7 protein-coding genes and 1 riboswitch are annotated in these 12,286 nt (G+C 69.7%); of the genes, 4 read left to right on the top strand and 3 right to left on the bottom strand.

Annotated elements, in window-relative coordinates; all coding sequences use genetic code 11:
* Positions 1-51 precede the first annotated feature (51 nt).
* Entirely contained in the window at positions 52-1,563 is a 1,512-nt protein-coding gene (locus tag ACIOGX_RS01695) for an aldehyde dehydrogenase family protein (protein ID WP_356517407.1), read from the bottom strand.
* Between the two features lie 525 nt (positions 1,564-2,088).
* Here ACIOGX_RS01695 and ACIOGX_RS01690 point away from each other — a divergent pair.
* The gene (locus ACIOGX_RS01690) at positions 2,089-3,228 is read left to right on the top strand and encodes a PQQ-dependent sugar dehydrogenase (RefSeq protein WP_356517405.1); all 1,140 of its coding nucleotides are present in this window, start codon (positions 2,089-2,091) and stop codon (positions 3,226-3,228) included.
* A gap of 289 nt (positions 3,229-3,517) precedes the next feature.
* Entirely contained in the window at positions 3,518-5,632 is a 2,115-nt protein-coding gene (locus ACIOGX_RS01685; RefSeq protein ID WP_356517403.1) for a SpoIIE family protein phosphatase, read from the top strand.
* Positions 5,633-5,748: 116 nt separating this feature from the next.
* Here ACIOGX_RS01685 and metE read toward each other — a convergent pair whose 3' ends face one another.
* Complete coding sequence (gene metE, locus ACIOGX_RS01680) at positions 5,749-8,067, bottom strand: 5-methyltetrahydropteroyltriglutamate--homocysteine S-methyltransferase (RefSeq protein ID WP_356517401.1); 2,319 nt, start codon at positions 8,065-8,067, stop codon at positions 5,749-5,751.
* A gap of 160 nt (positions 8,068-8,227) precedes the next feature.
* A riboswitch (cobalamin riboswitch) is annotated at positions 8,228-8,446 on the bottom strand.
* Positions 8,447-8,530: 84 nt separating this feature from the next.
* Complete coding sequence (locus ACIOGX_RS01675) at positions 8,531-9,478, bottom strand: methionyl-tRNA formyltransferase (RefSeq protein WP_356517400.1); 948 nt, start codon at positions 9,476-9,478, stop codon at positions 8,531-8,533.
* A 251-nt stretch (positions 9,479-9,729) separates the two neighbouring features.
* Here ACIOGX_RS01675 and ACIOGX_RS01670 point away from each other — a divergent pair, with 251 nt between their 5' ends.
* Together ACIOGX_RS01670 and ACIOGX_RS01665 are read left to right on the top strand one after the other, a co-directional pair.
* Positions 9,730-11,082, top strand: a complete 1,353-nt coding sequence (locus tag ACIOGX_RS01670; RefSeq protein ID WP_401909310.1) for a lysine N(6)-hydroxylase/L-ornithine N(5)-oxygenase family protein — start codon at positions 9,730-9,732, stop codon at positions 11,080-11,082.
* A 154-nt stretch (positions 11,083-11,236) separates the two neighbouring features.
* Complete coding sequence (locus ACIOGX_RS01665; protein WP_401909308.1) at positions 11,237-12,280, top strand: iron-siderophore ABC transporter substrate-binding protein; 1,044 nt, start codon at positions 11,237-11,239, stop codon at positions 12,278-12,280.
* The last annotated feature ends 6 nt before the right edge of the window (positions 12,281-12,286 follow it).

Genomic DNA, 12,286 nt, shown 5'->3' with positions numbered 1-12,286 from the left:
AGCGCGCCCGGCGTCGTCCGGACCCATCCCACCCCACCCGGGGTCGCTCTGTCACCATTGGATTGTTTTCGTTTCCATATATTCGAGGAGTCCTGGTACGCCCAGTTCCCGCCCGATCCCGGATTGTTTGTATCCCCCCGTGGGGGCGAGGACGTTGAACGCGCCGCCGTTCACGGTGACGAGCCCGGCCCGGATCCGCCGGGCGATCCGCTCCGCGCGGACCGGATCGGCACACCACACCGCTCCCGCGAGTCCGTAGATCGAGTCGTTGGCCATCCGGACGGCCTCCTGCTCGTCCCGGTAGCGCATGAGACACACCACCGGGCCGAAGATCTCTTCCCTGGCTATCGCCATGTCGCCGGTGACGTCGGCGAAGACCGTGGGGAGGACCCAGTGGCCCGCGTCCAGACCGTCGGGAATCCGGTCCTCCGGGGCGCTGCCACCGGCGACCAGACGCGCGCCTTCCGCCACCCCCCGCTCGATATGGGACAGCACACTGACGTACTGCCCGGCCGTGGCGACGGGACCGATGTGGTCACCGGCCACGGCCGGATCGCCGAGCCGCCAGCGGCCGGCCTCCGCGGCGGCGAGCGCGACCGCCTCGTCGTACACCGCGTCGGGCAGCAGTACGCGGGTGCACGCGGTACACGTCTGCCCGGAGTTGAAGAAGGCGTCGGCGAGCGCCACCCGTACGGCCCGGTCCAGATCCGTGACCGTCCGGCCGTCCCGCTCATCGGCGAGGATCACCCGGGCGGACTTCCCGCCGAGCTCCAGACCCACTCGCTTGACGGTTCCGGCGGCGGCAGCAGCGACGGACCGGCCCGCCGCGGTGGACCCGGTGAACGAGACCGCGTCGACATCGGGATGGGAGGCGAGAGCGGCGCCGACCACCGCGCCCGAGCCTGTGATCAGGTTGAACACCCCGCCGGGCGCGCCGACGGCGGAGCACGCGTCGGCGAGGACCTCGGCCAGCAGGAAGGCGTTCAACGGGGCGTCGCAGCTCGGTTTGAGGACGACCGTGCAGCCCGCGGCGAGTGCCGCGGCGACCTTGGCCGCGGCGAGATAGAGGGGATAGTTCCACGGTGTGATGGCGGCGACGACGCCCACCGGTTCCTGCACGACCTGGGAGGAGCCGATGCGTTCCTCCCAGGCATGGCCGGCCAGGATGTCGGCGTAGGAACGGAACACCTCGGCCGCGAGACGCGTCTGCGCGTGGAGGGCGTTGTCGAGCGGGGCGCCCATCTCCGCGCTGATCACCTCGGCGAAGTCCGCCTCGCGCTCCCGGATTCCCGCCGCGACCGCGGAGAGCAGCGCCCGGCGGGTGGCGACGTCCGTCGCGGCCCAGGCGGGGAACGCGGCGCGGGCCGCGGCCACCGCGAGGGACACATCCTCCCGCGTCCCCTCCGGCACCTGGCCCACCGCACCGCGGCCGGTGGGATCGGTCACGACGGTGTACGGGCCGCCGGGCCCGCCGGAGGGAGCCTGCCACGCGCCGCCTATCCGGAAGTGCGCGCGTTCCGTGTCGAGGCGGCCTCTGGTGGTGTGGGTGACCGGATGACCCATGGTCGTGCTCCTCAAGGGCGACTGGGGATTCGGTGGAGACGGCGCGGCGGGCCGGCGGGGCAGCCGCGCCTGGCTGGTTCCGAACGGTAGGTCGCTACTGATTCGAGAGTCAATAGAGGTCGCGCAATTGCTGACTCTCGAATCAATATCCGGCCGCCCGCCTCGCGGTGCGGCGGGCCCCGGCCCGCGCGCGATCCCGGTGGCCACGGGGGCGCGGAGGCGGCGGGTGCGACAGAAGGCGGGACAGAAGGCGGGACGGAAAGCGGGACAGGAATCGGAACGGCAAACGGCACGGCGGACGGAACGGGGTGTGGGACGAAAGCCGAACGGGAAGCCGAACGGAAAGCCGAACAGCGGTGCAGGGGCGCGTTATTGGTCTAGGCCAAGCCGCCCTGTCCCTGTATCCTCATCCGTAGCCAGTAGCACACAATCCCCCCACCCAGGTTGCGTGCTGGCACGGGCGACGCCCCTACAACTGCCCAAAGCAGCCGGGTTCCCCCCATTCGCCGCACCAGGAGGGTCACGGTGAAAGTTCGCACCAGAAGCTCCGCGATCATCGGCTCCATCTGCCTCGTCGCTTCCCTCGCCTTAACCACGGCGTCCGCCGACGAGCCCGCCGTCCCGCGTCAGGCGGCGGCCGAAGTGGCGCTCACGAAAGTGGCCACAGCCCAGAATCCCATCGCCGGCGCCGCCGGGCCCGGTGACACGGTCTGGATAGCCGAACGCGCGGGCACCGTAAGGGTCCTGGGCGATCAGGGGCTCGGCGAGCCCGTCCTCGACATATCGGGCGAGACCACCACCGACGGCGAACGCGGCCTGCTGGGCATCGCGTTCGACAAGGAGTTCGCGCACTTCTACATCTCGTTCACCAGTCTTGAAGGCACCAGCACCGTGGACGAGTTCGCCGTAAAGGACGGCCGGCTCCAGCCGGACACCCGGCGCACGGTCCTCACCCAGACGCAGCCGTACCCCAACCACAACGGCGGCGACATCAGGTTCGGCCCCGACGGCTATCTCTACATCGCCTTCGGCGACGGCGGTTCGGGCGGCGATCCGCACGGCAACGGGCAGAAGCTCGACACGCTGCTCGGCAAGATACTGCGGATCGACCCGAGCGGCGGCGAGCCGTACGCGATCCCGTCGGACAACCCGTTCGTGAACGACCCGAACGCCAAGGGCGAGATCTGGGCGTACGGGCTGCGCAACCCGTGGCGGTTCTCCTTCGACTCGGGCACGGGCGACCTGCTGATCGCCGACGTCGGCCAGAGCGCCTGGGAGGAGATCGACTGGGCCCCGGCGGACAGCAAGGGCGGCGAGAACTACGGCTGGTCCTCGATGGAGGGCAACCACCCCTTCCGGGGCGGGACGGAGCCCGCGAACCATGTGCCGCCGATCCACGAGTACGACCGTAACGGGCTGGGCTGCTCGGTGACCGGCGGATATGTCTACCGGGGCGAGGCGATCCCGGACCTCAAGGGCCAGTACCTGTTCAGCGACTACTGCGACGGCACCGTCCGCGCTCTGCGAATAGAGAACGGCAAGGTGACCGGCGAGAGCGACCTCGGAGTCAACGGCGGCGAAACGATCTCGTTCGTCCAGGACGGCGACGGCGAGCTGTACGTGCTCGCCATCGGCGGCAGCATCTCCCGCATCGACCCCGCGTAACCACGAGTCCGGTTCGAAGGGGCCGTGGGTTGACGGCCCACCGCCCCGGTGGATGAAACACACCAGGTCAGGCCCGGTGCTGAGAAGTCAGCACCGGGCCTGATGTGCTGTGCGGCTCCCGACGGCGGACTACCGAACGTGACGACGCGGCCCCGACCGGTACGGTGCGTCGTCGACCGTCTCGGGAGACCATGGAAGCACCGGAAAGGCACGGGAGCCATTCCGGCGCCGCGGCTCCAGGGCGCGCGCCGGGAACGCCCCGCACCGGCAGGTGGAAGGAGCGTCCGGGATGGCTGAAACGGGATCCGCTGAAACGGGATCCTTCGGTGCCGGCGGTGCCGGCGGTGCCGGCGGTGCCGGCGGCTCCTCCGGCCCCTTCCCGGAGCGGCCGAGCGGGGTGCTGGACGCCCTCGGTGTGGCGGTGGTGGCGCTGGACACGGCCGGGCGGATCATCCTGTGGGGCCCGCGCGCCGAGGAGCTCTTCGGCTACTCCGCGCGGGAAGCGCTGGGACGGCACGCGGCGCGGCTGCTGGTCGACGACCGGTGCGCGGACCTGGTGGCCGGCGCGTACGAACGGATGCTGGAGACCGGTGTGGGCTGGGCCGGTACCGTTCCCGTCCGGACCGCGGACGGCTGCCGGCGGCTGGTGGAATTCCGCTGGACGCGACTACCGGGCGATCAGGGGGACTTCTTCGCGCTGGGTACCGCAACGGACGCGTCGACGGTGCGTGAGGTGGAGCGGGACATCGCGTTGTCCACGCAGCTGATCGCCCAGTCGCCGATCGGGCTGGCGGTTCTGGACACCGAGCTGCGCTTTGTGGCCGTCAATCCGGCGATGGAACGGATCCACGGTCTGCCGGCCAAGGATCAGCTGGGACGGAGTCTCGGGGAGGTCCTGCCCTCGATCAGCGTCGAGGCGTCCGAAGCGATGGCCAGGGACGTGGTCGAGTCCGGACGCCCCCAGATCGACACGTACACCACCGGCCGCACCGCGGCCGACCCCGACAACGATCATGCCTGGTCCGTCTCCGTCTACCGGCTGGAGGATTCCCACGGACAGGTTCTGGGGGTGGCCACGTCGGTAGTGGATGTCACCGACCGCTACGGTGCGATCACGGCGGCGGCCGAGGCGCGCCGGCGTCTGGCCCTGATCGCCGAGGGCTCCGCCCGTATCGGAACCACCCTGGACCTCACACAGACCGCCCGTGAACTGGCCGACGTCGTGGTGCCCGGAATCGGCGACCTCGCGGTGGTGGACGTACTCGACTCCACCCTGGGCCATCGCCGCCCCGCGGTACTCGACAGCGGCCCGGTGCTCCTGCGCACCCTCGCGATGAAGGCCGCCTGCCCCGCGGAGGGGGTCCCCGCTTTCGGCGCCGCCGGCCAGCTGGTCCGCTACGACCCCGACCAGCTGGTCACCCAGTGCCTGCGGACCGCTCGCCCGGTCATGGTGGCGCATATGGACGAAGGCGATCTGGCGCGCGTCGCCCGCGACGCCGGAGCCGCCGCCGCCCTGGCCAGAAACGGCATCCACTCGTATCTCGCGATACCGCTGGCCGCCCAGGGCGAGGTACGGGGAGTGCTGAGCCTGATGCGCGGCCCAAATCCCCGCCCTTTCACGGCGGACGACTCCATCCTGGCCGGTGAGCTGGCCGGCCGGACCGCGGTGTCCCTCGACAACGCGCGCCTGTACGAGAGCGTCCGCGACACGGCGGTGACCCTCCAGCGCAGCCTGCTGCCGCGACCGGCGTCGCCCGAGGGCCTGGAGGTCGCCACGCGCTACCAACCCGCGGTCGCCACCGACGAGGTCGGCGGCGACTGGTTCGATGTCATCCCTCTCGCGGGGGACAGGACCGCGCTCGTGGTGGGCGATGTGATGGGCAGTGGCATCGACGCCGCCGCCGCGATGGGCCGCCTGCGCACCGCCACCGCCACGCTGGCCGACCTCGACCTCCCGCCCTCCGAGGTGCTGCGGCACCTCGACAAGATCACCGCCGGTCTGGAGCCGTACTTCGCCACCTGCATCTACGTCGAGTACGACCCGCACAGCGACCGATGCCGCATCGCCGGGGCCGGACACCTGCCTCCGGCACTCATCCCCGCGGGCCGGCCTCCCGAACTGCTCGACCTGCCGTCCGGCGCACCGCTCGGGGTCGGCGGGGTCCCCTTCGAAACGACCAGCGCGCCCCTGTACCCCGGGGACCAACTGGTCCTCTACACCGACGGCTTGGTCGAAACCCGCCGTGACGCCATCGACGAACGCCTCGGCGTCTTCCTCGGTGTGCTCGACGGTCCCGGCCGTTCTCTGGAGGAAACCTGCGACCGTCTTCTGGACACGCTGCGTGATCCGTACGATCAGGACGACGTGGCGGTACTGATCGCCCGGCCTCGACCGCACCCGTGACCGACCGCATCCCTGACCGACCGCATCCCTGATCCGCCGCACCCGTGATCCACCGCGGACGCCGGTCAAGGGCCGAGAAGGGGCCACGACGGCCCCCTCCCGGCCCTCGACTCCCGTCAGGACGCGGGAAGTTCCGCCCGTACCGTGCGGGCGGCGGAGACCAGGTTCTCCAGAGACGCGCGGGTCTCGGGCCAGCCCCGGGTCTTCAGACCGCAGTCGGGGTTGACCCACAGCCGGTCGGCCGGGATGGCTTCCAGCCCCTTGCGGAGCAGCGCGGCGGCTTCGTCCACGTCGGGCACGCGCGGGGAGTGGATGTCGTACACGCCGGGACCCGCCTCGCGTGGGTAGCCGTGTGCGGCGAGTTCGCTCGCGACCTGCATATGGGAGCGGGCGGCCTCCAGACTGATGACGTCGGCGTCGAGGTCGTCGATGGCCTGGACGATGTCGCCGAACTCGGCGTAGCACATGTGGGTGTGGATCTGGGTGTCCGGACGCACGCCGCCGGTGGTGAGGCGGAAGGACTCGGTGGCCCAGTCCAGATACGCGGCGTGGCCGGCGGCGCGCAGCGGCAGGGTCTCGCGCAGGGCGGGTTCGTCGACCTGGATGACCGAGGTGCCGGCCGCCTCCAGGTCGGCGACCTCGTCGCGCAGGGCGAGGGCCACCTGGCGGGCCGTGTCGCCGAGCGGCTGGTCGTCGCGGACGAAGGACCAGGCGAGCATGGTGACCGGGCCCGTGAGCATGCCCTTGACGGGGCGCTCGCTGAGCGACTGGGCGTAGGAGGTCCAGCGCACCGTCATCGGCTCGGGGCGGGAGATGTCGCCGGCGAGGATCGGCGGGCGGACGTAGCGGGTGCCGTACGACTGGACCCAGCCGTGCTGTGTGGCGAGGTAGCCGGTGAGCTGCTCGGCGAAGTACTGGACCATGTCGTTGCGTTCGGGCTCGCCGTGCACCAGCACATCGATGCCCGTCTTCTCCTGGAAGGAGATGACCTCGCCGATCTCGGCCTTGATGCGCTCCTCGTAGCCGGCGGTGTCGATCCGCCCCGTGCGCAGATCGGCGCGGGCCGTGCGCAGTTCACCGGTCTGCGGGAACGAGCCGATGGTGGTCGTCGGCAGCAAGGGCAGCCCGAGGTGGGCGCGCTGGGCGACGGCGCGCTCGGTGTACGGCTGCGAGCGGCGGCCGTCGGCGTCGGTGACGGCGGCGGTCCTGGCGCGTACGGCCGGGTCGTGGGTGAGCGCCGAGTTGGCGCGGGACGCGAGGTCGGCGCGGTTGGCGGCGATCGCGGCGGCGATGGTGTCGGTTCCCCGGGCGAGCCCCTTGGCCAGGGTGACGATCTCGTCGGTCTTCTGACGGGCGAAGGCGAGCCAGCGCAGGATCTGCGGGTCGATGTCCCGTTCGGCCGCGGTGTCGAGCGGTACGTGCAGGAGGGAGCAGGAGGCGGCCACATCGACCCGGTCGGCGAGGCCGAGCAGGGTGGCGAGGGTGGACAGCGACTTCTCGAAGTTGTTGATCCAGATGTTGCGGCCGTTGACGACGCCCGCGACGAGACGCTTGCCGGGCAGTCCGCCGACGGCCGCGAGGTCGTCGAGGTTGGCGGCGGCGGCGTCGGTGAAGTCCAGTGCCAGACCGTCGACCGGGGCCTTCGCGAGGACGGGCAGAGCCTCGCCGAGCCGGTCGAAGTAGGAGGCGACGAGCAGCTTCGGCCGGTCGGACGCACCGCCGAGGTCACGGTACGCGCGGGCGGTGGCGTTCAGCTCGGCGGGCGTGCGGTCCTGGGCCAGGGCGGGCTCGTCGAGCTGGACCCATTCGGCGCCGGCGGCGCGCAGTCCGGCGAGCACCTCGGCGTAGACGGGCAGCAGCCGGTCCAGCAGGGTCAGCGGTTCGAAGTCGGCGGCCACCCCAGGGGCGGGCTTGGCCAGCAGGAGATACGTGATCGGGCCGACCAGCACCGGGCGGGCGGCGAGGCCGAGCGCGAGGGCCTCCCTCAGCTCGGCGACCTGCTTGGTGGAGTCGGCCGCGAAGACCGTGTCCGGGCCCAACTCGGGAACGAGATAGTGGTAGTTGGTGTCGAACCACTTGGTCATCTCAAGAGGGGCCACGTCCTGGTTGCCGCGGGCCATGGCGAAGTAGCCGTCGAGCGCGTCGGCTTCGACGGCAGCACGGTGCCGCTGGGGGACAGCGCCGACCATGACGCTGGTGTCCAGGACATGGTCGTAGTACGAGAAGTCACCTGTCGGCACCTCGTGGATGCCGGCGTCGGCCAACTGCCGCCAGTTCGAACGGCGCAGGCCCTCGGCGGTCTCCCTGAGGGCGTCGGCGGTGACCCGGCCCTTCCAGTAGCCCTCGATGGCCTTCTTCAGTTCACGGTTCCGACCCTGGCGGGGGTAGCCGTACACGGTGGCCCGTGCTGCCGCGGCCGCGGACTTCGCTGTCACGGAAATCTCCTTCGCGAGATGACTCCTGAACTCCCGGAGACGGGACGCGGACGCGAAGGGGTGACGAACCGTACGGACCCGGCTCGCGCATCCGCGCGGCCTTCCGTCTGGTATGTACGCCGACCCGCCCACGAGGTCACCGGGATATCCGCACGCGATCGGTCGCGTACGGGCAACGGGCAGGTCTTCGGACTCGCGGGCACGTCTGCCGGGGCAGATTCCTACTGGCCGTCGCTTCCCAGATCCACGGTCGGATCCAGTGCGTATGACGGCGGTCGTTCCCGCTCACCGCTGCGGGGCAGTCCCGGATTCCCACCGGGTTCCCTCTTACGACGCTCCTGCCTGGCGGACAGGGCGAACCAGCTGCACGGCCCACCCTAGAGGGCGGACCATTCCTCGCGCATCACCGCTCACATTCCGGAACGTGACATGAGACACGGGATCCGCCCCCGCGGGCCGGTCGTCAGGGACGGCTGGTGAGATAGCCGCCCATGGAGGTGAAGTACTCGGTCGCGGGCAGCTCGCGGCCGTCCTCCGTCCGTACGCGGGTGATGGCCAGGCCGTGGTTGCGGCCGGTGCGGGCGTCCGCGCCGGCGACGATCACCACGCCCTCGCCCTCGCGGTAGAAGACGCGGCCGGGGGTGCCTCCGTAACGGCCCTCCGAGACGACCGCGGTCAGCACCTCCAGGCGCTTGCCCTTGTGGAAGGTGAAGGCGCTCGGGTACGGCGCGGACTGGGCGCGGACCAGGCGCTCCAGGACATCGGCCGGCCAGTCCCAGTTGATCCGGATGTCCGCCTCGGCCCGCTTGTGGAAGAAGGTGGCCTGGGAGCGGTCCTGCTTGGTGAACTCGGTCTGCCCGGAGGCGATCCGGTCCAGGGCGCCGACCGTCACGGGGGCGATGAGGTCGACGGTCTTGTGGAACAGGTCGGTGGCGGTGTCGGTGGGCTCCACCGGCACCGCGCGCTGGTCCACGATGTCGCCCGCGTCGAGCACCTCGTCCATCATGTGGGCCGTGACGCCGACTTCCCGCTCTCCGTTGATCAGGGCCCAGATCAGCGGCGAGAAACCGGCGTACTTCGGCAGAAGCGAGTCGTGGATGTTCAGTGTGCCGAAGCGGGGAAGGCCGTAGATCCGCGGCGGGATCCAGGTGCGCCAGTTGTTGGCCACGATGATGTCCGGGCCGGCCTCCTTGAGCCGCTGGAACAGCTCCTCGTCGTCCGGCCTGTTGCGGATGATGACGGGGACGCCGTGCTCCTCGGCCAGGTCGGCGACCGAGTCGCTCCAGATCTTCTCGTAGGCGTGCTCGCTCTTGGGGTGTGTCACGACCATCACCACGTCGTGCTCGGAGTCCAGGAGTGCTCGCAGGGTGCGATGTCCCCAGGTCTGGTAACCGAACATGACGACCCGCATGGGGTTCCTCCTCAGAAGAGCGAATGATCGCAGTAAGTAAAGCAAGCCTTACCTAAGGATGCAACGGGCGCCGTTTCCGGGCCCGTTCGACACCGAGGTGGGTCGCATGTCCGATTCATCCGGTCGACAGGTCGACCTAGGTCAGGTTAGCTTTACCTAACTTCGACTGGCCGGTGTTCTCGGCGGGCTCGGCGTCTTCGTTTCTTCTCACCCACGCCTGACAGGCGGCTGTCCCGCACGATGGGAGTGACATGTCACAGGTTCTTCCTGGCGACGCACCTCTGATCCACGACCTCATAGGAATCGGCTTCGGGCCGTCCAATGTGGCCATGGCGATCGCGCTCAGCGAGCACAACGCGAGCGTCGGCAGGCAGGAGGCGGTCACTGCCCACTTCTTCGAGAGCCAGCCGAACTTCGGCTGGCACCGCGGCATGCTGATCGACGACGCGACGATGCAGGTGTCCTTCCTCAAGGACCTGGTGACGCTGCGCAACCCGTCCAGCGAGTACACGTTCCTGCGGTACTTGCAGAGCAAGGGCCGGCTGATCGACTTCGTCAACCACAAGAACCTCTTCCCGCTGCGCGTCGAGTTCCACGACTACTTCGAGTGGGCCGCGGCGAAGGTCGACGACATGGTCTCCTACGGCCACGAGGTCGTCGCCGTCGCCCCCGTCATACGCGACGGAGTCGTGGAGTACCTCGATGTGACGGCCCGTTCGGGCACGGAGACGGTGGTCCACCGTGCCCGCAATCTCGTCATCGGCACGGGTCTGCGCCCCCTCCTGCCGGAAGGGATCGAGCGGACCGAGCGTGTCTGGCACAACTCCGACCTCCTGGCGAAGGTGGACAGCCTGGAAGGCGCGGACCCCACTCGCTTCATCGTGGTCGGCGCAGGCCAGAGCGCCGCCGAGAACGTGGCGTACCTGCACCGCCGTTTCCCGGGCGCCGAGGTCTGCGCCGTCTTCTCCCGTTACGGCTACAGCCCCGCCGACGACAGCAGCTTCGCCAACCGCATCTTCGACCCCGAAGCGGTCGACGAGTACTTCACGGCCCCCGACGACATCAAGCGCCGGCTGATGGACTACCACGGCAACACCAACTACTCCGTCGTGGACATCGATCTGATCGACGACCTGTACCGGCAGGCGTACCAGGAGAAGGTCCTGGGCACCGAGCGGCTGCGCTTCCTCAACATCTCCCGGCTGACCGCCGTCGAGGAGGTCGAGGGCCAGGTCCGCGCCACCGTCACCTCCCTGGTCAACGGCGAGGAAGAGGTACTGGACGCCGACGTCGTGGTCCTCGCCACCGGCTACAGCCAGGCGGACCCCCTCGGCCTCCTCGGCGAGGTCGCGGACAGCTGCCACCGCGACGGCCAGGGCCGTGTCCGCGTCGAGCGGGACTACCGCATCACGACGGACCCCGAAGTGCGCTGCGGCATCTACCTCCAGGGCGGCACCGAGCACACGCACGGCATCACGTCGTCCCTGCTCTCCAACACCGCGATCAGGGTCGGCGAGATCCTGGACTCCATCCTCGACCGTGGTCAGGAGCCCGCGCGGGGCGAGTCCCGGCCGGTCGCCGACGGCATCGGCTCCGTGCGCTGAGGACTCCTCCGTCCCCGAGATCCCTCCCTGACAGACCTTCCTGGCAGACCTCCCCGACCAGACCTCCCCGGCCCCACCGCCACGCTCGCCTCCTGGCGCCGTCGTACGCGACGGGCGTGGCACGCACCGTGCAATCCCCGTGAAAGGAACATCCGTGTCCACTGGTACCCGCCCCCCACTGACGCGTTTCGTCAGATACGTCCCCCGTGTGGCCGTCGCCACTGCCGCCGCACTCGCTCTGTCCGCCTGTGGGGGCGGTACCGACACGGCCGAGTCGAAGCCCTCGGGCGCGGCGGGCGACTCGTCGGCCGCCTTCCCGGTGACGGTGGAGCACAAGTACGGCAGCACGACGGTCGAGGCGGAGCCGAAGAGGGTGGTCACCCTGGGCCTGTCGGACCAGGACGCGGTGCTGGCGCTCGGCGTCAAGCCGGTCGGAGCGGTCGACTGGTTCAAGGAGAAGCCGTACGGCAAGTGGCCCTGGACGAAGGACAAGTGGGGCTCCACCACACCGGAGATCGTCGGCGAGCGTGACGAGTACAACATCGAGAAGATCGCGGCGCTGAAGCCGGACCTGGTCGTCGCGCAGTACTCGGGGATGAAGAAGGAGCAGTACGACACGCTGTCCAAGTTCACCAAGGTCGTCGCCCAGCCCAAGGGCCTGCCCGACTACGGGGCGTCCTGGCAGGTGATGACCCGGCAGATCGGCAAGTCCCTCGGCAAGGAAGCGGAGAGCGAGAAGCTGATCTCCGGCATCGACGCGCGCTTCAAGGCCGTGCGCGAGAAGAACCCCGGGTTCGCCGAGAAGACCCTCGCCGTCGCCGACAGCTTCGAGGCGGGCAAGTACTCGGGCTTCACGAAGACCGACCCGAAGTCCATCTTCTTCTCCGAGCTGGGATTCAAGCTGAAGCCCGAGCTGGACACTCTGGCCAAGCCGGGCTGGAACGTGGCCGAACTGAGCGCCGAGAAGCTGAACGTGCTCGACGTCGACCGTCTCGTCTGGGTCACCTCCAGCACGGAGGCCAACGACCGCATCAAGGCCGAGCCGCTCTACCAGAAGCTGAAGGTCCACCAGGAGAAGCGTGACCTGTTCGTCCCGTACCAGGACCCGGACATCGGCGCGGCCTTCTCCTTCAACACCGTCCTCTCGATCCCGTACGCCATCGACGAGGTCGAGCCGCTGATCGCGGCCATCAAGTAGGCGCCG

The organism is Streptomyces sp. NPDC088147 (assembly GCF_044741565.1).
Taxonomy (GTDB): domain Bacteria; phylum Actinomycetota; class Actinomycetes; order Streptomycetales; family Streptomycetaceae; genus Streptomyces.
Note: the sequence above shows the minus strand (reverse complement) of the source record. Positions and strands in the feature narration are given on the sequence as shown.